Below are 21842 nucleotides of genomic sequence, written 5' to 3'. Positions count from 1 at the left end.
TTTACCATTCTACTTATTAATTTAAAAATTATAATAGGTAGCTATTGTGTTTTTAGACGATTCACTATAATTTTTTATTCTTTTAAAAATCATATAATTGCTATTGTGCTGGTTATCTGCACCACCAAATTCATCATCATAAGCAGTTCTAATAATTGTAATGATATCATTACCATCAAACTGCCAATCTGCATATTGAAAACCGTGTTTTTCTAAATCTGGATGATATAAAACCTCTTTATGTACTTGCCAATTCATTAAATCTTTAGAAGAAGATAGGGTTAAACAATTTCGTGTTCTTTCTGGGTTATACCCAATATCTTTTATATGATTGGATAGCGTCCAATACCGTTTTGTTTTTTCATTATACCTAATGGTAAATTTTTTTGAGCCTCCAGGAAAATTCAAAAAATCTTTATCTGGATTATAACTTATTTGGTTTTTGTTGACATCATAATGTACCTTGGCAACCTTTCCACCATGCTCTTGATAGTGAACCCTAAGAATATTTACTAATTTATCTTCGGGGGTAACAACTACATTACCTTCCAACCATGCAGTTCCTAGCCATCGTTGATCAAAGTGTAACCTGTTAGATACTACCCAATTTTCTGCCTGTAATAAATCAGAATCTATTGGTGCAGAAATAAGTAAGGCTTCAAAATTAAAACCCCAACCATAACCAGGGTTTCTAACCTCTACAGCTCTGTATATTCTACCTTTATGTGTAACCATAGGAACTGGGGCTGTATGGTATTCTAAATCATTTCTTAAAAGTCCAGATTTATCATCTTTAGCTTGAGTCCAAGTTAAACCGTTATCGGTACTTTTTCTGATGACTAAATCTCCATATACTTTAGAAACTCCCATTGCATAAATAATATCCTGATGCAAAAAAAGGTTGGCCCATACAATGTTGTTTAATGTTGATTGTTTTTGCCATGTAACTCCTTTATCTTTTGAAAGGTAAATATGTGCTGTGGGATGTGATGTGTTCTTAGAATTTGGTCCCATTTCACAATGATATGTTAGGTAGTGCCCATTTTTTAGTATGATTATAGATGGACTACCTAAATAAATTTTAGAGCTTGCTTTAGAGTGATTAATTTCTACTCCTATATCTTCAATTTTGTTTTGGGTTTGTGCTTTACATATATTAAAACTTATAAAGAATAAAATAAAAAATTGTTTTATAATGTGTGTGTGTTTTGTGGTCATATTTTAGTAAATATTTAATCTTTAAGATTTATTCGATCCTTCTCAATTTTCTGCGTCCAGCGATCTAATAATTTTGTTAGTTTTTTTACTTTTTTAGGATATTTTTTAGCTAAATCAACTTGCTCTTTAGGGTCTGTTTTTAAGTGATATAAAACTGCTGGTAAATCTGTATTTGGTTTTGGAATTTCTTTGGTGGTAAAAGGTCTTACCAATTTCCATTGGTCTATTTGTATTGCTGCATTAAATTTATAATTAGGCAAATATCGATTCCATTGCCAATAAAATTCTTTGTGCTTTTTTGTAGCACTTATAGTGTTCTTATCGTTTAAAAAGCTACTGCCATCTATATGAAAAGGCGTGCTAAATTTTAAATCACAAATTTTGACTAATGTTGGCAATACATCTATAAACGTAATAATTTTATCGGTTTCAGATGGTACTAATTGGTTTTTCCATTTCATCATAAAAGGTACTTGAATTCCACCTTCATAAACTGTGTATTTAGACCCTTTAAAATTTAAATTAAATCTTTTTTGAACCATTGGATCTGGCCCATTATCACTCGTAAAAATTACAATTGTATTTTCCTCTAAATTCAATTTCTTTAATTCTAGTAGTAATTTTCCAATAGTTTCATCTACAATTTCAATCATTGCGTACACTGTTGCAGTTTGGTTATCGAACCCTTTTTTTCGATATTTTTTTATGTAAGCCTCTGGTGCACCAATGGGCCTGTGAGGTGCATAATGTGCTAAATGCAAAAAGAAAGGATGTTCTTTGTTTTTGTGAATAAAATTTATGGCGCGTTCAGATAAATCTCTCGTTAAATATTTATTAGATTGATGAACTTGCGAACCATTAGATTCTAAAGTATAGTTAAAATATGTGGGTATTTGTTTTGCTTGTAACCAACCTTCAAAAATATCAAACCCTCTTTGTAACGGATGATAATCTTCTCCAACTCCTGTGTGCCATTTTCCTATTAACCCTGTCTTGTAACCATTTTGTTTAAAGGCATTCGCTAGTGTTGGTATTTGTTTTTTTATTCTGGTAAGTTTGGGATATTTTTCTGAATTTAAAGTTACTACACCTGTTCTATGAGGATACATTCCCGTTAATAAAGCAGCCCTTGCTGGTGCACAAACCGCCGAAGATGAATAAGCATTGGTAAAAAAAACACTTTCATTTTTCAACTTATGTAATGAAGGTGTATTGGTTAAGCCATTATTTAAAAAAGATAAATCGCCAATTCCCATATCGTCTGCCATTATTAAAATAACATTGGGTTTTTGTTGTTTTTTACGATTATATTTTTTTGCTATTATATTGGTTTGGGTATAACAATGGCCAATCATAAAAAATACAAAACACAAAAAAAATAAGTTTTTTTTATTCATTTTAATAAAGTTAAGTTGTTAAAAATAATCTTGTTGATTTCAGGTTTTGCTTTTATAAAATGATGTTTAAAAAACCACTTAAAAGCTTAATTTAATAGACTATTATTTTTTTAACAAGAGTGTACCCTCCCATTTCTGCAACAATAATTTTTACACCTTTGCCTATTTTACTTGCACTAAATTGCATGGAATTTTCTAAAAAAGATTCTTTGAATAATAAACTTCCGTTTGTATTGTATACGGTTACTTTTGTTTTTTTAATGCTATTAATGTCTAAGTAATTGAGTTTAATATTTTCTGTACTTTTAAAAACAGTTTTGTTTAAATAAAGGAGTTCTTTTTTTGTGTTTAATAATTGTGATTCTAAACTAAGAGTTGTTTTAGAAACGTCTAAAATTTCTATTTTATCTAAAATGCCATTTTCAAATCTTATTGAATTCAGCCCTGTATTTAGTTTTTGTACAAAAGAAAAAGAAGTAGGATTACCCGATTGAAAACAATAAGCGTCTGAAGCTGGTAAAATAATTGTTTCTTGCTCGTTGTTGTTTACAGCTATTTTTAATGAACTTTTAAAAGCATTTAAATAATAAACTGTAATTAAATAGTCACCATTTTCGGAAACATCAATAGCATTAAAGGTAAGCGACTCGCCATTATCTTGAAAATTAACAGCTTTAGCATTAGAGGCGTTTACACAGTTAATTTGATTTGCGCCTCCTTCAAAATTGCCAGATTCTGCCTCAAAAGTTACTACATTTACAGAAGGCATACCTTTACTATTATCTGCACCAATATTAGTACTTGTTGCTAGATTTACAGAGTTACCAAAAACATCTTTGGTTGCTTTTGATGTAATATTTTTAAAAATACCAATACCTGCCAAAGGAAACTCTGGCTCAATAAAACGATGGCCATTTGCAATAACAGGACTAGAAGTTTGAATGCTATAACCCGAAAAGTACCTCAACTTAGGTACATTAAAACTAGGATTTACCTCTAACCTAGTAGCATCTAAATTTTTAAATGCAGTAGAAATTGTACCTCCAAAAAACAAATTATTTTTAAAATTTGATGAACCCACATTAAACTCATAATCTTTTATCCCTAATTTGGCATTCGGTTCCAAATAAATAATATTATTCAAAAAATTAATATCTTCTGCAACAAGTAAAATTTTAGAATCAGCTATTACATTTTTATAATCTCTACCTTGATAAATTGTGTTGTTATAAATAAATATATTTTTACTTTTTATCTTTCTATTTGTACCTGCATAATCATTAACCCAAAGTAAATTATTTTTTCCTCCACCTTCTTCTGTTCCTTCGTTTACGCTAATGTTATACCTCCAAATAATATTATCATTATCTCCCAAAGTTTCACAAAAACCACCAGCAGAATCTTCTAAATAATTGTATTGATATAGTATATTGGTGTTTCCATAATCTACATGCATGCCAGAAGAATCTCCTGCACCTCTTGCATGTTGAGAGATGTTGTACTGCGCAACAACATTGTCTGATGCAAAAACCCACATACCACTTCCTCTTCCTATCATTCTAGAATCTGTTTTAGAACCCGTAAATCTCATGATGTTATTTTCGTACAAAACCCTTTTAGTTTGCGATAAAATAGTAGCAGAGCCACCAATATCTATAAAAGAATTGTTTCTAATAATAATATCAGATCCGTATCGTCTTAACCAAACTCCAGTTCTTTCAATATCTGTAAAAAAACAATCTTCCACAATTACATCATTAACAAAGGCATCAAAAAAATGCAATCCAGAAGTCCTAATACTATTAAAAGATGTATTTGTACTACTAATCGAATAGATATTTTGAAAACGAAGATTACTAAATCTAAAATATTTGAATAGGTTTCTGTCTTCAAAATCTTTAGACGGTGGTAGGGTTAAAAAACTTTGAAAGTAAATTCCATAAGATTTATCATCATTAGAAGAATTTCCATCAGTGTCAAAACGTTCATTTTCTATTTGCAGGTTATGGAACTCCAAATATTCTTTGCCAATTATTCTTATCGTGCTTCTTGGATCTGCAACTCCATTATCGCCATTGCTTGCCCTTAAAATAGGTAAATTTCCTGTGCCATAACTATTATAAATAATTGGAGAGCCAATAGAACCAGAATAAGAAATTATGATTTGACCTGTAAATACATCATCTCTTTTAAACAAAATTTTATCTCCAGGTTTAAGAGGTAAACTATTTAATTTTACAATAGTTTGAAAAGGGCTTGTTTCGCTACCAACGTTATTGTCATTTCCAATAGAACTACTAAAATAATATGTGTTTTGCGTATAAATACAAAGGCTTATTGTGATTGACAAAAAAAAAAGTATATTTTTTAACATTGATGTACGTTTGAGTACGTAAAGTTAATTGAGAATAACTGAAACCTATTGGAGTTTTAGGTCAAAAAAAAGGTCTATAACGTTAAAAAATCAATTAGAAAAAGCTAAAAAAACTCACAATCAGTAGATTAATTATAAAATAAACAAACTTTTTTTCAATCTAATCATACATCCATCTAAAAAATAACGATGATGTAGGTGTTTAATTTAAAAACCAACTAAACTTAATCATATTGACTATATTTTTGATTTATATGAAAACTAAAAAAGGGTTTTTAATCTTTAGTTTTGAAAAAGACCTGCAATTTCTCAAAAAAATAAATGTTATGATAAATATAAAATCTATTGTAAAAAAAATAGCCTCAAACAAATTATTTCACTTTGTTATTATAACTATTTTTCTATACTTTTTTACTCATGCACAACAGCCTATTAAATACAATTCTTTTACTCCTGGAGGTAAATGGTTAGATACAGATGGCGTTCATATAGATTGTCATGGTGGTAATATTATTTATGTTGCACATAAAAAAACCTATTATTGGTATGGTGAACGACGTGGAGAACCAAGAGGTGCAGCCTGCTACTCTTCTAAAGACTTGTACAATTGGAAAAACGAAGGCAATGTAATTGAAAAAGGAAACATTAAAGTTTTTGAACGCCCCAAGGTAATTTATGATAAAATTAAAAACCAGTATGTAATGTGGTTTCATTATGATGGTGTATTAAATGGCAAAAATTATCGTATTGCAGAACTTGGTGTTGCTGTAAGCAAAACCCCTGTTGGACCTTTCGTTTTAAAAGATCATTACAGACCAAATGGAAATGAATCTCGAGATATTGGTATGTATATAGCCCCTGAAACAGGTACAGCATACATTGGTTATGCTGCAGGCCACATTAATGAAACGATTCGAATAGTGAAATTGTCTAAAGATTATTTAAGCACCACTACTAATGATGTAGATATTGATGCCCATTGCGAAGGACCTAGCATCCTTAAAAAAAATGGTACATTTTATTTACTAACCAGTGATTGTACTGGTTGGACACCTAATTCTGGTACGTATTACACTGCTTCAAACATAATGGGGCCTTATAAAAACCAAGGAAACCCTTTTATTGGTGATGTAGGCAATAACTCTTTTAATTCTCAACCTTGTTATATTTTCAAGATTCCAGGGTATAAAGATGCTTACATGTATATGGGAGACAGATGGAATGGAAGAGGAAGTTCAAACTCAGAATATGTTTTTCTACCAATTACAATTACTAGAAATGGCAAAATGGAGATCCGTTGGTATAAAGAATGGGATTTGAGTTTGTTTACCCCAAAAAAGTAAATAAATACAGATTATTTTATAATGACTGTATTTACCATCTCATTGAATAAATTCACCACCTCTATTGCCACATCAAACATTAGTTTTGTTTTTACAAAATAAAAAGAGCACATAAATTTTAAATTAAATGAAAAGCACAACTATTTTCTTTTTTCTTTTACTTTCATTCAATTGCATTAATGCGCAAAAAAATGACAATGTTAAAAAACAATCTCCAAATGTTATCATTATTTTGGCAGATGATTTAGGTTACAATGACGTTGGGTTTAATGGATGCAAAGATATCCCAACACCAAACATCGACAAAATAGCTTCTAATGGAGTAAAATTTACCAATGCATATGTTAGTTACGCAGTTTGTGGTCCAAGTAGAGCAGGATTAATTACAGGTCGTTATCAAGATCGTTTCGGTTTTGGCAGAAACCCTTTATTTGCTCCCAACGACCCTCAAATGGGCTTACCTCTAAGCGAAGAAACATTAGCAACTGCTCTAAAAAAAGCAAACTATAAATCTATTGCTTTGGGCAAATGGCATTTAGGTGCTCACGAGAGCCAACGTCCCTTAAAAAGAGGATTTGACGATTTTTTTGGTTTTTTAAGTGGAGGGCATCAATACTTTCCTGAACTATGGACCTTAAAAGATGAATATGAAGTAAAAGCACAATTTGATGCTTATAAAACAAAACTCTTAAGAAATAATGATAGAATAGAAGAAAATGAATACTTAACAGATGCACTTTCTAGAGAAGCCGTAAATTATATCGAAAAATATAAAGAAAACCCTTTTTTTATGTACTTAGCCTATAATGCGCCACATGCGCCATTACAAGCTACTGATAAATATTTAAACAGGTTTCCGAATATTAAAGATAAAAAACGAAAGACGTATGCTGCTATGGTAAGTGCTATGGATGATGGCGTGGGAAGAATCTTAAACAAACTAAATACATTAGGATTAACTGAAAATACGATTGTTTTCTTTTTATCAGATAATGGTGGCCCAGAAAGCAAAAATGGATCAGACAATGGAGTTCTAAGGGCAGGTAAAGGTCAACTTTTTGAAGGTGGCATTCACGTTCCTTTTGCTATGCAATGGCCAGGTAAAATTTCAGCAGGAACTATATATGAGTCTTCAATTATCTCATTTGATATTTTTGCAACAGCCATAGCTAATTCAGCAATACCAATTAAAACTAAAAACACTTTAGATGGTGTTGATCTTATTCCTTATATAAATGGAGTTCAAAAAACAAAACCTCATGATTTTTTATTTTGGAGAAAATTTGATGCCAATAATCACGCAATTCGAAACAATAAAGGAGAAAAGGCGGTTACTTTAAAAAAGAAATCTTTATTGTTTAATTTAACTACAGATATTTCTGAGACTAACAACATTATTCAAACAAAACTAGAGGCTTTTAAGCAACTGGAAAAAGCCTATAACCACTGGAATTCTCAAATGCTCGATCCTATTTTTATGGGTTTACTACAAGATTCAAAATACAGTAATTCTCATCCTAATAGATTTAAAAAAACACACTAAATGAATACACTAGTATTAATGAAAAAATCAATTTACCTAATTCTTATTATGTTCATAGCTTTTACATCGTGTAAAACTGAAAATAAAAAAGAAACAAAAAGTACTGCAGTACAAAAACTTAATTCTAAGCCAAATATCATTTTTATTTATGCAGATGATTTAGGATATGGAGATGTAAGTGCCTATGGAGCTACTGAATTTTCTACTCCAAACATAGATAAATTAGCAAACGGTGGTGTTAAATTTACGAATGGTTATTCAACTTCGGCAACGTGTTCACCAAGTAGATTTGCATTGCTAACGGGTATTTATCCATGGCGTAATAAAAAAGCAAAAATTTTGGAAGGATCAGCACCTTTAATTATCGACACTAAACAAAATACACTTCCTAAAGTACTTAAAAGCAAAGGGTATAAAACAGGCATTGTGGGTAAATGGCACCTAGGTTTAGGTAATGGTAATGTAAATTGGAACGAACATATTACTCCAGGTCCCAATGAGGTAGGGTTTGATTATAGTTACATTATGGCAGCAACTCAAGATAGAGTGCCAACAGTATATATAAAAAATGGTTTTGTAGAAGGTTTAGATTCAAGTGACCCGATACAAGTAAGCTACTCTAAAAATTTTGAAGGAGAACCTACAGGCACAAAAAATCCTGAGCTTTTAAAAATGAAAGGAGACCCACAGCATAGTAATAGCATTAATAATGGTATACCACGTATTGGATATATGAAAGGAGGCAACTCTGCAAAATGGATTGATGAAGATATGGCAGATACCTTTTTAACGAAAGCGCAAAACTATATAAAAACACAAAAAAACAATCCTTTTTTTCTGTATTATGCTTTGCAACAACCTCATGTTCCTCGCACACCGCATTCTAGATTTGTAGGAAAGTCTGGCATGGGGCCAAGAGGAGATGTAATTATTGAAGCTGATTGGTGTATAGGAGAACTTTTAAAAACTTTAGAAGCAGAAGGTATTTTAGAAAACACACTTATTGTTTTATCTAGTGATAATGGCCCTGTATTAGATGACGGATATGCAGATGATGCAGTTCAAAAACTTGGTAAACACAAGCCTTGGGGAAAACTTAGAGGCGGAAAATACAGTCTTTTAGAAGCAGGTACACGAGTGCCTTTCATAACCTACTGGAAAGGGACTATTCAGCCTAAAGTGTCTAATGCATTGGTTTCTCAAGTTGATTTAATAGCCTCTTTAGCAAATTTAGTTGATGCTGATATAAACAAAACTGATAGCCAAAATTTAATAGATACTTTTTTAGGTAAAACCAATAATGGTAGAGAAAACTTAATTATAGAGGCTACAACACGTACTGCTTTTAGAAAAGGAAATTGGGTATTAATTCCTCCTTATAAAGGCCCTGCTGTTAATAAAATTAAAAATATAGAAACTGGGAATTCTAAACAATTTCAACTCTATAATTTAAAAGATGATATTGGTCAAGAAAATAATTTAGCAGACACTAATCGTAAGAAATTATTAGAAATGATAGAAGATTTTCAAGCCATTAGAGGATTATCTTATAATGATACTGAAGAACCTAATTTTAAATAACCATTAAACGCTATGAAAAAAAAGCTAATTGTATTTGTTATTTTTATGATCTCTTTTTGTGGTTACTCTCAACAAGTAATTTGGACAGGTAATGCTTCTAATAATGATTTTTTTGATGAAAATAATTGGCAAAATCTTAGCACAAATCTTGCTCCTGTTTCTGGAACTATTAATGCTGGTCAACCTATAAACCTAGCCTTAGATTTGCACAATGCTGGTTCTTTGGTAGTTGCTAATGGCGTCATCGATTTAGGCACTGGTAGCCTCTCTGTTATGGCTTCAAGCCTCCAAGCCACTGCTCTTTCCTCTGGTAATGTTTCAATAAATAATGAAGGTTATGTTGATTTAAATAATAACATTCCACTTCAAAACAATGTATCTATCAACTTTACTTCTGGTATTGGTTGGCTTAGAACTTTAAATACAAGAGCAAATAGTATACTCAATAATTATATATCTCAGTTTAAGGTAAATGAAGAAACAGCTATTTATCAAACAAACCTTCGTTTAGATAATTATTATCTAGAGGGCACAGTTATAAGAAGTAATGATTTATCAACCAATCCGTTAATCATATATGATGATAAAAATCTGCAAGGTACATCTGCCAAACTAAGTGTAGATATTGTGCATAGTGGATTAGCTATTGCTAATGGTATGAATAATAAAACGGAATCCTTCATCCTTAAAAAAGGATTTATGGCAACATTTGCAGTTGCGGAAAACGGTACCAATAAAAGTAAAAATTATATAGCTTCTACAGAAGACTTAATTGTTAATGAGCTTCCCTCCTATTTATTAAATGATATTTCTTTTATTAGAGTTCTACCATGGAACTGGGTAACCAAAAAAGGTATTGGAGGAAATACTTCTGGCTTAGATAACGGATGGTTCTACAGATGGAATAATAACGGAGCTTCTAAACTAAATATAGAATATGCTCCTATGTCTTGGGGCTTTGGTGGTGCCAATGATGATGCCGATATTGAATTGTACAAATCTAAATACAAAGCCACCCATGTATTGGCCTTTAATGAATCTGATAATTGTGAAGATCAATCAGGGCAATATAATAATTTATGTGATACAGATGTTGCTGTAAGTACTTATAAAAACTTAATGAAAACAGGCTTACGTTTAGTTTCACCAAGTGGTAGAGAAGATGCACCTTTTGGCTGGTTAAAAGAATTTCATGATAAAGCCAATGCACAAAATATTAGAATTGATGTTATTGGGGTACATTGGTATGATTGGGCTTCGAATCCTAAAAATAGTCCGAATGCAGACCCTAATGCCGTTTTTAATCGGTTTAAAAATTATCTAAAAAGAGTTTATGATTTATATGGGCTACCAATTTGGATTACAGAATTTAATGCAAATCCGAATAGAAGCAACGCTACGAATTATGGATTTATGCAATTGGCCTTACCATATTTAGAAACTTTAGATTATGTAGAAAGATATGCTTGGTTTGAACCTTTTTCAAATACTGCTGATTACTATGATGCGTCTAAAACAAATTTAACCAATGTAGGTAGTTTTTATAAAAACCAAGCATCTACACCTTCTATTCCAGAGAGCATACTTTTACAAAACAATAATTTAGATATTCATTACAGGCTTACAGGCTCTCCTGATAATTTATTAGTAAACGGTTTTTTTGAAACTGGTGATTTAACTGGATGGAATGGTGCCAATATCGGAAATATATCCAACTCAAACGTTTACGAGGGTACAAGCTCAGGAAGAATTTTGGCTAACGCAGGTAATCTTCAACAAACCGTAGTTATAAAACCTTTAGCAACATACAACCTATCCTTTTATACCAAGTGGTTTGTTACCCCATCTCAAGGAGCAATATCTGTTCAAATACTAAACGCAAGCAATAATCAAATAATTGCTAGCAAACTAATGACATCTAGTACAGATTGGAACTTAATAACATTAAACTTTACTGTTCCTGCGGATGTTACATCTGTTAAATTTTATGTAGAAAAAGATGCTTCAACTCCTGGATGGTTTATAGACAATGCGCTGTTACTAAAATCTGAAACACTAAATGTATTAAATTTCAATTCGAATTCGTTTGCAATTTTTCCAAATACTTCATCAGGTATGTTTACAATCCAAACAAAAAGACCAATACAATCATACATAATCTACAATACACAAGGTCAAATAATCCAACAGTCAGAAAATCTCAATCTTACAGAAGCACGTATTCATTTAAAAAATAGTTCAAAAGGTGTGTACATAATATCGATAACAGATCACGAAGGAAATCAATCTAATGGTAAATTAATTTTAAATTAAATGATCAAAAAAATAGTCTCTTATACGATAATATTTGTATTTGTTATTTTAATAACAAACGCTTTTGTCAATAAAAAAAAGGAGATATTAATTATTGGAGACTCTATTTCTATTGGTTATACACCATTTGTACAAAAATATTTTTCAAAAAAGGCAAATGTGGCACATAATTTTGGTAATGCCCAACATACAGGAACTGGATTAAAAAAAATTGAAGAATGGCTAGGAGATAAACATTGGGATGTAATTCAATTTAATTGGGGGTTATGGGATATGTGTTATCGTCATCCTGATTCAAAAGAATATGGAAACAGAGATAAAATTAATGGAAAACCTGAGTATACTATTGATGAATATGCTTTAAACCTAGATTCACTTGTAACTATTTTAAAGAAAAAAACACGTGCAAAATTAATATATGTAACCACTACTTATGTTCCTATAAATGAACCTGGTAGGCGCCTAAAAGATGTTAAGAGATACAATAATGCTGCCAAGAAAATCATGAAAAAACACAATATTCAGGTAAATGATATTTATACAGAATCTATTGCCATTCATAATAAATACGGTAAAGGCTCTAAAGACGTGCATTATTCAGCAACTGGTTACAACAAAATAAGCAAACTAATCATTAAATGTATTGAAAGTCAACTATAATTATGAATTTGAAATTTTTACTCATATCATTAATCCTATTGATATCTTCATCTTGCGCTTTAAAGAAAAAAAATAATGCATCAATAACGCAAAAACCAAACATCATTTATATTCTAGCAGACGATTTAGGTTATGGAGATTTAAGTGCTTACGGACAAACAAAGTTTTCTACACCTAATATCGATAAGTTAGCAAAAGAAGGTATTTTATTTACACAACATTACGCTGGTTCTACAGTTTGTGCACCATCAAGATCTTCTTTAATGACAGGGTTACATACTGGTAACACCCCAATTAGAGGAAACAGTAAAATGGAGCTTCCTAAAAAAAGCCTTACCATTGCAGAAATTTTAAAAGATCATGGTTATGCTACAGGTGGTTTTGGCAAATGGGGTTTAGGAACTTCGGGTAAATCTGGCTCACCTCTTCATCAAGGGTTTGATACTTTTTTTGGGTTTCATAGCCAAATGTTAGCTCATCATTATTATCCAAATTTTCTTTGGGATAATGATACTAAAGTAATCTTAAAAGGCAATCAAGGTTTAAATAAAAAGCAGTATGCACCAAATCTTATCCATCAAAAAGCACTCTCTTTTATAGAAAAACATCAAAAAGCACCATTCTTCTTATTTTATCCAACGATAATTCCGCATGCAGAATTATTCGCGCCAAAGCAATATATAAATCAATTTATTGGAAAATTCAACCCAGAAAAATCTTATAAAGGGGTTGATCAGGGTAAACTTTATAAAAAAGGTAGGTATGGTTCTCAAAAAAATGGTCACGCAGCTTTTGTGGCAATGATAACCTTATTAGACGATCAAGTAGGAGAAATTGTACAGAAAATAAAAGATTTAGGCTTAGAAAAAAACACCATTTTTATATTTACTTCAGATAATGGCCCACATAAAGAAGCTGGTGCAGATCCGATTTATTTTAATAGTAATGGAATTTATAAAGGTTTTAAACGCGACTTATTTGAGGGTGGCATAAGGGTGCCAATGATTGTAAAATGGAAAGGTAAAATTAAAGAAAATTCGACTACAAATCACCCATCTGCTTTTTGGGATGTGTTGCCAACCATTACAGATCTTTTAAATGTAGATCTAAAAACTAAAACAGATGGTATTTCTTTTTTACCAACCTTATTACAAAATGAGCCACAAAAAAAACATGACTTTTTGTATTGGGAATTTCACGAAAAAGGTGGCAGACAAGCCGTTTTAAAAAATCATTGGAAACTAATAAAATACAATGTTAAAAAGACACCAAAGTTTTTTCTTTTTGATATTGAAAAAGACCCAGGTGAATCTATTAACCTAGCTGATAAAATGCCCCAAAAATTTAAAGAATTGAAAAAACTTATGGCAAGTGCTAGAACCGAATCTCAACAGTTTAAATTTTAAAAACAAATGAAATTAAAGTTTACCGTTTTATTTTTTTTAGTTTCTAATTTCTTGTGATGAAAAAAACGTACCATAATTCGAAGCAATACAATTGTTAAATAACCAAAAACACTTCTTATTTGGGGTGATGTTTTAGAAATAAAAAATTTAAGATACACAGTTAGCACGTTAGATAATAAACAAAAGACGAGTACAATAATGACAAAAATACTTCATAAATTAGGTGTAGCCACTTTCTTAATAGCCTGCATTACTGGTTATGTTAATTCTCAAAATCAAGAAGTTGAATTGTGGGAAACTGATATTCCTGGTGCAATAGCTTCTGATACTTATACAGAATCGTATGATGTGAGTTTAGATCAAGTTAGAAACGTTAAAACACCAACATTAAAAATATTTGTACCAGAAAAACCAAACGGAACAGCAATGGTTATTTGTCCTGGTGGTGGTTATACTTTATTGGCAATAAAAAGATCTGGTTATGATGTTGCCAAATGGTTAAACACTTTAGGAATAACAGCATTTGTATTAAAATACAGATTACCTAGCGATGAAATTATGGAAAATAAACCAATTGGACCATTACAAGACGCTCAAGAATCTATACGATATGTGAGGCGATATGCAAAAAAATGGCATCTTAACCCGCAAAAAATCGGAATTATAGGTTTTTCTGCAGGCGGTCATTTAGCATCAACATTATCCACGCATTACCAAGATAAAATCTATAAAAATAAAGACACAATCAGTGCAAAACCCAACTTTTCACTTTTAATTTATCCAGTAATTTCAATGGAAGACAGCATAACCCATAAAGGCTCTAGAAACCGATTGTTAGGCAACCATCCATCTAAAGATAATATAGTAAAATTTTCTAATCAATATCACGTAAACGCCTTTACTTCACCAACATTTATAGCACATGCTTCAAACGATAAAGCTGTAACTATAGAAAATAGTGTTGCTTATTACCTTGCTTTAAAAAAAAATAATGTGCCAGCAGAATTTCATGCTTTTCAGAATGGTAAACATGCCTTTTTTTTAGGAAAAGAAAATACCACTAGCCAATATTGGACAAATCAATGTAGGAATTGGCTTTTGCTAAATAATTACATCAATTAAAAAATCAATCGCTTTTATTATGAAAATTTATCATCTAGGCCTAATACTATCAATACTAACTGTTTTTTCGTGCCAAAAACAAAATGTAGAAAAACCAATTTATACTGCTGAAAAATGGGAAAATCCAGAATGGGAAAATCCAGAAATCTTTCAAATCAATAGAGAGTCACCTACTGCCTCTTTTTATAAATATCGTAATAAAGAAGATGCTTTAAAAAATGATACTTGGCAAAATTCAGAATTATATCAATCTTTAAATGGCACTTGGAACTTTTATTATGCTGATAGTGTACAAGCTAGACCAACAGAATTCTATAAAAACGACTTTAATTTAGGTGGATGGGACACAATTACGGTTCCTTCAAATTGGGAAATGAAAGGTTTTGGAATACCAGTCTACACCAACATTAAGTATATGTTTCCAGCAAACCCACCCTTTATTCCTCATAACATCAACAACAATGGTAGTTATAAACGCTCTTTTCAAATACCAGAATCATGGAATGGTAAAGACCATTATTTACATTTCGAAGGCGTAAGTGGTGCCATGTATGTTTGGATTAATGGTGAATTTGTGGGCTATAATGAAGGAAGTAAAACAGCAGCAGAATTTAATATTACAAAATTTACAAAACCAGGAACAAACAGTGTTTCAGTGCAAGTTTTACGTTGGTCTGATGCTAGTTATATGGAAGATCAAGATTTTTGGCGTCTGTCTGGTATTGAACGTGATGTCTATGTGTATGCGTCCAATAAAATTAGCTTAAAAGATTTTACAGTAATCGCTGATTTAGAAAATGACTATCAAGATGGTAAATTCAATCTAAACCTAAAAGTTGATAACAATTTAGCTACTTCCGTTGAAAAAGAAGTTACTATACAGTTGTTTGATGGGGATAATTCAGTATACTCAGAAACGAAACCTGTTACACTAAATGCAGGAAGCAATAGCATTGATTTTAGTAAAATTATTTCAAATGTAAAATCTTGGAATGCAGAACACCCAAACTTATACACACTGCTAATTTCATTAAACGGTGAGTCTACAGCAGTCAAAGTCGGATTTAGAAACATAAAAATTGAAAATAGTCAGTTTTTAGTGAATGGAAAACCCGTTTTAATAAAAGGCGTTAATCTCCACGATCATGACGAAAAAACAGGGCATAGAATAACAGAATCATTAACTATTAAAGATATGGAGTTAATGAAACAAAATAATATCAATGCCATTCGCTGTAGTCATTACCCTAAAGATCCTTTCTTTTATAGATTAGCAGACAAATACGGGTTTTATGTTGTTAATGAAGCCAATATAGAAACACACGGAATGGGAACTACGAATCAAGGTTTAGACCATAATTTAGAAAAACAAGCCAAACACCCAGCGTATTTACCATCTTGGAAAGGAGCCCATTTAGATAGAACAATTAGAATGTTTGAGCGCGACAAAAATCACCCAAGCATTGTAACATGGTCTTTGGGTAACGAAGCTGGCAATGGAGATAATTTTTATGCAACATATGCATGGTTAAAAAAACATGATACTACTAGGCCAACACAATATGAAGGTGCCACAGGCTATGAAAACACAGACATACAAGCACCAATGTATTGGCCCATAAAAAAAATGATTAAATATGTAAAAGAAGATGGTTCAAGACCTTTAATACAATGCGAATATGCACATGCTATGGGAAATAGCCTTGGTAATTTTCAAGATTATTGGGATGTTATTGAAGCCTACCCAACCATGCAAGGTGGCTTTATTTGGGATTGGGTAGACCAAGGTTTACTAACTACTAATGACAAAAATGAAGAATTCTGGGCTTATGGTGGTGATTTGGGTGGTGCACATTTGCAAAACGATAATAATTTCTGTTTAAACGGAATTGTAAATCCTGATAGAACTCCTCATCCTGCCTTGTATGAAACTAAAAAAGTATATCAATATGTAAAGTTTAAGCAGACAAATTTAAACGCTGGTGAAATTGAAATCAGAAACATCTATGATTTTACAAATTTAAATACATTAACCTTTTCATGGAAACTTTTAGAAAACGGTGTTGAAGTAGCTGAAGGAAATTTACCTGTAATTGATGTGCCTCCTTATCAATCTACAAAAATAAAAATCGACATACCTACTTTAACAAATAGCGATAGCGATTATCATCTAAATATATACGCTAAAACTTCTAAAGCTAGTCCATTAGTTCCTAAAAATCACATTGTGGCCTATGAGCAGTTTCAGCTTCAAAAAGGAAATTTTAGTAAGAATTCTGTTATTTCTAAAAGTGATATTGTTAGTAACAAAAACGATTCAATTTATAACATCTATAATGCTAATTTCAAAATTGAGTTTAACACAAAAACTGGAGAAATAATAACCCTGAATTATGGTGATGATAACGTATTAAAAAAGGGAATCAAACCAAACTTTTGGCGTGCTACAACAGATAATGATTTTGGTTTTAAAATGCCTAAAAAACTAAGTGAATGGAAAGAAGCATCAAACAATCAGGATTTGATTGCTTTTGAAGAAAACAACTCAGGGAAAAATGTAACAGTAAAAGCAACCTATAATTTACCAGCTATAAAAGATGCGAAAGTAGTCATGACTTATAACATCAGTTCAGATGGCACAGTAAACGTATATACAGAGCTTAAGAATGTAGCTTCAAGTCTTCCTGTTCTACCAAGATTTGGTACTAATTTTATGATTGATGAAAGCTATAATGCTGTTTCATGGTTTGGTAGAGGACCGCATGAAAATTATCAAGATAGAAATACGGCTGCGTTAGTAGGACAATATACGTCTAGTGTTTCAGATTTGTACTTTCCTTATATTCGTCCTCAAGAAAATGGATACAAAACAGATACACGTTGGGTAAAATTTACAAATTCTAGAGGAAAAGGTATTCAAGTTACTGCAAACAATTATATCGGTTTTAGTGCACACCATCAATATAACAGTGATTTTGATGCAGGAGAAACAAAGCAGCAACGTCACACCACAGATATTATAAAAAGAGATTTTGTTAATATCAATATAGATATGGCACAAATGGGTGTTGGTGGTGATACTAGTTGGGGTGCAATGCCACATAAAGAATACCAAATTAAACCACAAAACTTAAGTTTCAGCTATATAATTTCTAATACGACTGCAAATGAAAACTAGGAATATTTTAATAACTCTAATGTATACCTTCTTATGTTGGAGTGTGTTTACTCAAAACAAGACAGTAAAACCCAATGTATTATTTATTATCTGTGATGATTTAAATGATTATCAAGGTGTTTTTGGTGGCCACCCACAAGCAAAAACACCTAATATTGATAAATTGGCATCCATGGGAGTTCAGTTTGTAAATGCACAAACCAATGTTCCTGTCTGCTCTCCATCTAGAAATAGTTTTATTACAGGTGTCTACCCACACGTTTCTAAAGATTATGGATGGACAGATTTAAAAAAACAACCAGTTTTAAAGAATAATAAAACCATAATGCGGCTTTTTAAAGAAAATGGGTATACAACTTTAGGTACAGGTAAAATAACCCATGGCAATGTTGAAAGAGATTGGGATGAATGGGGAATGTCTTTAAAAAATAATTATGGTCCTTTTTATTTTGATGGCGAAAAGAAAATAGCATTACCAACAGTGCCAACACCTTACAGAGCTATTGGCCCTGTAGACGGTTCTTATGGCCGTTTATCAGATGCTGGAATTTCAACAGGGAAAAATGGAGAGAAAGGACTGGTCTATGGATGGAGTAATGAACCAATGAGATACATCAATGATAATGACAGAGATTTGATGCAAGATGAGCTACATGCAAAATGGGCTGTGGAAAAAATAAATGAACTTGAGAAAAGGAAAATACAACAACCCTTTTTTATGGGCGTTGGTTTTGTAAGACCTCATACCCCTTTGCATGCGCCCGATAAATATTTCGATATGTTTCCAATAGAAAATTTAGAATTAGAACATTGGAAAGCAGATGACTCAATTGACACTTATTGGAATAATAATTTTGATAGTAAAAAGAAAGGATCTCGATATTTTCGTACACTATTGAAATCTTATAATGGTGACCGAGAATTAGCATTAAAACATTTTCTACAAGCGTATTTAGCATGTGTAGCTTTTGTTGATGAACAAGTTGGTAAAATAATGGAAGCTTTAGATAAAAGTGCATTTAAAGACAATACCATTGTAGTTTTTACAAGCGATCATGGTTGGCAAATGGGTGAAAAAAACTATTTATTTAAAAACTCACCTTGGGAAGAAAGTGCTAGAATTCCAATGATCATTAAAACACCAGAAACAACACCTGGTTTAAAAATTGAACAACCTGTTTCTCTGATCGATTTATTTCCAACATTAATCGATTTGTGTGATTTAGAAGGAAATAACAAAAAAAATCCGAAGGGTGGTGTATTAGGTGGCTTTAGCCTTAAACCACTATTAGAGAACAAACAAAAAAACTGGAAAGGACCAAATGGCGCATTAACAGTTGTTGGAAATTACGGAATTAAAATTCCAACAGAAAAACAAAATTTCTCATATCGCACTAAAAACTGGAGATATATCAAATATAGTAATGGTCAAGAAGAATTGTACAATCATCAAGTAGATGCTTATGAAGTATACAATGTTGCTTCAGATTCAATGTATACAAACATTAAAAAGAAATTGATAAACGAGATAAATGCAATCCTAAATAAAAATATAAAGTTTAAAAAATAAAACCTATGCTTCATAGCGCATTATTTAAAAAAATGAAATTTTTAATGAAAATAGCATTAGATATTTTAAAAAGAGGTTTTGTAAAGCAAATGAAAATTGTTGAGAATAAAATGGATCAGAAATTTCATCAGAAAAAAAGAAAATCTTTCTATTCTTGCCTCAATAAAAATTGTCAAATCTGGGGGAGGTACCTTACTCTCTATTAGTAGTAGAATGTTCCCCCAGATTTGACATAAAATATATTATGTGAATGATTTTTTTTTAATATAGATATGATTATTAACTATCATATACCCAGTTGGTAAACCTGGTAATCGTGGTAAACCTCAACATTAATAAAGGTTTTGGATGATTTTTGAATTGTAAAAGATTGGTAAACTTGGTAAAGTGTTTAATAACCAACCATTTAAAATTGGCTTTTCAACAGGTGATGTTATTAAGTTTATTTAACGATTTTCTTACAACTAACTTGCTTTACTCTTTTAAAGAGCTCTGTCTTATTCAAAAATCGATCTATAGAACCTCCACTAAGTTTATATTTATCAAATAAATCTTTCTTTTCGCTTTTTGTGAACTCCTATGTTAACTTATTAAAGAGATTTCTCCGATTTTCAGAAAAATTTACTTTAAGGGAAAATGATTTTATTGTTTGTTTCAACACGTCTTTTTTAAGGTTTAGTGGCCTTATTAGAAACAAACATTATGTCTAAATTAAGTAAAAAAAGATTTTTAGAAAATCACAGTTCATTTCCAAATTTTCATAAAAAAGTATTAAAACAAGGAGATGTAGAATGGAAACTCTTAAAAGAAAATCCACAAGATTATTATGCTGCAAACTCGGGATCGGTTCCTGGAATGATCTATTATACAGATACAGTAGCCTTTGCAAAAAAGTATCATTTGAGCATATTACAAATTCTTGATGAGTTTGAAAGCGAATGTGGGAAATTAGAAAATAAATCAAGTCCAACTGATGAGGTACAATATTTTAATTGGCTTGCCTGGTTCGCTTGGGAATCTATGATGAGTGAAATTTTATCATTTCTCGATAAGTAAAAATAGAAAGGATTTCAACTCGAGGTCTTTTTAATCAGAAGCGAACCTTATAGAAATAATAAAAAATTTAAAAAGATAGATCAAAAAGAGAATTCAGAAGAGAAAATTTCTAGAGTTATTTCTGAAGTTGTCGAGCTATTTATTAGTTGGATAAGAGCAAAGAATAACCGATAGAAAATGAAAATCACATTAAGACTGAAGGGGAGTGGTCTCAAATTTATTCCCAACTCTGTAAGACTTCTGTTTTTGCGGATCTTTATGTTTTTTCCAGTCCTAATACTATATAAGTACGGGGATAACGTGGTAAAGTAGGTAAACTTCAACAATAGAAAGAGTTGTAGAAGTTATTTTAGTGGTAAAGAATTTGGTAAAGTGGTAAACAATTTTAAAAATCACCAATCTAAAATTGTTAATTAAACAGGTGGCGTTTCCGAGTTTATTCAAACTTTTTTATTTTAATTTCCTATTAGAATATCCTCAAATGAAAAAGATCTTTTCTGTTTAATTTGTGTTTACCTTATCCTCTCTGAGAAATATTACAGTGCGATAAATGTTTTACGACACAATTTATCAAGTTGAACATCATCGAAACTTAACTGTAAATAATTTGTAAAAAATTTAGTTATTGTAGATAAGACTTTTAGTTAAGTTTATAAGAGCTAAATTAAAAGACAGTAATTTTTGAGAAATAGTTCTAAGTCAATTTTTAAAAGTGTCCCAAAATTAAAACTAATAACTTTTAGATACTAAAATATTCAGCTTTTTAAGGTTAAAAAAAGTCCAAGATTTGCCCTCCTGGCAAAAACACAAAATTTCGTCATTTTTTCAAAAAACACCTCAACTCTTATTTTAACTCTGTCAAAATCTAATAATAATTTTTTTGAGCTTTATAACTTCTCACTAAATTTTATTACTTTATAGGTATGTTTTCAAATGTCTGCCAAATGTCTGCCAAAAAATGACTATTTTTACCCTAGTTCTTTGAAATGAATTGTAAAAAGATTTAAAACAGCTTTAGAGGTTTGTGATGGTCAGCAATTAGATGTTGATTTTGAAACTAGAAATGATGTTACTATAGCTG

General features: G+C 31.1%; 13 protein-coding genes. 10 read left to right on the top strand and 3 right to left on the bottom strand.

Annotated features, from left to right (window positions below; all coding sequences use genetic code 11):
- Positions 1-21: 21 nt before the first annotated feature.
- The 3 genes from ACW9UN_RS15810 to ACW9UN_RS15800 all read right to left on the bottom strand — a co-directional run bounded on the left by ACW9UN_RS15810 (position 22) and on the right by ACW9UN_RS15800 (position 4965).
- Positions 22-1218: a sialidase family protein gene (locus ACW9UN_RS15810; RefSeq protein WP_459487336.1), complete on the bottom strand. Its 1197-nt coding sequence runs from the start codon at positions 1216-1218 to the stop codon at positions 22-24.
- Between the two features lie 14 nt (positions 1219-1232).
- Positions 1233-2615: a sulfatase-like hydrolase/transferase gene (locus tag ACW9UN_RS15805; protein WP_459487335.1), complete on the bottom strand. Its 1383-nt coding sequence runs from the start codon at positions 2613-2615 to the stop codon at positions 1233-1235.
- A 91-nt stretch (positions 2616-2706) separates the two neighbouring features.
- Positions 2707-4965, bottom strand: coding sequence for a carbohydrate-binding protein (locus ACW9UN_RS15800; protein ID WP_459487334.1), 2259 nt, complete (start codon positions 4963-4965; stop codon positions 2707-2709).
- 350 nt (positions 4966-5315) lie between these two features.
- On the opposite strand from ACW9UN_RS15800, the gene ACW9UN_RS15795 reads away from it, so the two are divergent.
- The 10 genes from ACW9UN_RS15795 to ACW9UN_RS15750 all read left to right on the top strand — a co-directional run bounded on the left by ACW9UN_RS15795 (position 5316) and on the right by ACW9UN_RS15750 (position 20761).
- Positions 5316-6332 (top strand): family 43 glycosylhydrolase, encoded by a 1017-nt coding sequence (locus tag ACW9UN_RS15795; protein WP_459487332.1) that lies wholly within the window; start codon positions 5316-5318, stop codon positions 6330-6332.
- A gap of 127 nt (positions 6333-6459) precedes the next feature.
- Entirely contained in the window at positions 6460-7875 is a 1416-nt protein-coding gene (locus tag ACW9UN_RS15790; protein WP_459487331.1) for a sulfatase-like hydrolase/transferase, read from the top strand.
- A complete protein-coding gene (locus ACW9UN_RS15785; RefSeq protein WP_459487330.1) occupies positions 7876-9456 on the top strand; it encodes a sulfatase family protein in 1581 nt (526 codons plus the stop codon).
- 12 nt (positions 9457-9468) lie between these two features.
- Positions 9469-11769 (top strand): glycosyl hydrolase, encoded by a 2301-nt coding sequence (locus ACW9UN_RS15780; protein WP_459487329.1) that lies wholly within the window; start codon positions 9469-9471, stop codon positions 11767-11769.
- On the top strand, positions 11770-12429 hold the full coding sequence (locus ACW9UN_RS15775) for an SGNH/GDSL hydrolase family protein (protein WP_459487328.1): 660 nt from the start codon (positions 11770-11772) through the stop codon (positions 12427-12429).
- A gap of 2 nt (positions 12430-12431) precedes the next feature.
- On the top strand, positions 12432-13835 hold the full coding sequence (locus tag ACW9UN_RS15770) for an arylsulfatase (protein ID WP_459487327.1): 1404 nt from the start codon (positions 12432-12434) through the stop codon (positions 13833-13835).
- A gap of 198 nt (positions 13836-14033) precedes the next feature.
- Positions 14034-14957, top strand: coding sequence for an alpha/beta hydrolase (locus tag ACW9UN_RS15765; protein WP_459487326.1), 924 nt, complete (start codon positions 14034-14036; stop codon positions 14955-14957).
- A gap of 19 nt (positions 14958-14976) precedes the next feature.
- The gene (gene lacZ, locus ACW9UN_RS15760; protein WP_459487324.1) at positions 14977-18135 is read left to right on the top strand and encodes a beta-galactosidase, LacZ type; all 3159 of its coding nucleotides are present in this window, start codon (positions 14977-14979) and stop codon (positions 18133-18135) included.
- Positions 18125-19705 (top strand): sulfatase, encoded by a 1581-nt coding sequence (locus tag ACW9UN_RS15755; protein WP_459487323.1) that lies wholly within the window; start codon positions 18125-18127, stop codon positions 19703-19705. Before lacZ ends, ACW9UN_RS15755 begins: the two co-directional genes overlap by 11 nt.
- A 702-nt stretch (positions 19706-20407) precedes the next feature.
- On the top strand, positions 20408-20761 hold the full coding sequence (locus tag ACW9UN_RS15750) for a DUF7222 domain-containing protein (RefSeq protein WP_459487322.1): 354 nt from the start codon (positions 20408-20410) through the stop codon (positions 20759-20761).
- Positions 20762-21842: the final 1081 nt, after the last annotated feature.

Source organism: Polaribacter litoreus (assembly GCF_054584775.1).
The sequence above is the reverse complement of the archived record's forward strand: the minus strand, read 5'-3'. Positions and strand labels throughout refer to the sequence as shown.

Excerpts from the sequence above, each read along its gene's own strand:
- ACW9UN_RS15810 (WP_459487336.1), bottom strand. The coding sequence starts at position 1,218 with ATGACCACAAAACACACACACATTATAAAACAATTTTTTATTTTATTC.
- ACW9UN_RS15805 (WP_459487335.1), bottom strand. The coding sequence starts at position 2,615 with ATGAATAAAAAAAACTTATTTTTTTTGTGTTTTGTATTTTTTATGATT.
- ACW9UN_RS15795 (WP_459487332.1), top strand. The coding sequence starts at position 5,316 with ATGATAAATATAAAATCTATTGTAAAAAAAATAGCCTCAAACAAATTA.
- ACW9UN_RS15790 (WP_459487331.1), top strand. The coding sequence starts at position 6,460 with ATGAAAAGCACAACTATTTTCTTTTTTCTTTTACTTTCATTCAATTGC.
- ACW9UN_RS15785 (WP_459487330.1), top strand. The coding sequence starts at position 7,876 with ATGAATACACTAGTATTAATGAAAAAATCAATTTACCTAATTCTTATT.
- ACW9UN_RS15780 (WP_459487329.1), top strand. The coding sequence starts at position 9,469 with ATGAAAAAAAAGCTAATTGTATTTGTTATTTTTATGATCTCTTTTTGT.
- ACW9UN_RS15775 (WP_459487328.1), top strand. The coding sequence starts at position 11,770 with ATGATCAAAAAAATAGTCTCTTATACGATAATATTTGTATTTGTTATT.
- ACW9UN_RS15770 (WP_459487327.1), top strand. The coding sequence starts at position 12,432 with ATGAATTTGAAATTTTTACTCATATCATTAATCCTATTGATATCTTCA.
- ACW9UN_RS15765 (WP_459487326.1), top strand. The coding sequence starts at position 14,034 with ATGACAAAAATACTTCATAAATTAGGTGTAGCCACTTTCTTAATAGCC.
- lacZ (WP_459487324.1), top strand. The coding sequence starts at position 14,977 with ATGAAAATTTATCATCTAGGCCTAATACTATCAATACTAACTGTTTTT.
- ACW9UN_RS15755 (WP_459487323.1), top strand. The coding sequence starts at position 18,125 with ATGAAAACTAGGAATATTTTAATAACTCTAATGTATACCTTCTTATGT.
- ACW9UN_RS15750 (WP_459487322.1), top strand. The coding sequence starts at position 20,408 with ATGTCTAAATTAAGTAAAAAAAGATTTTTAGAAAATCACAGTTCATTT.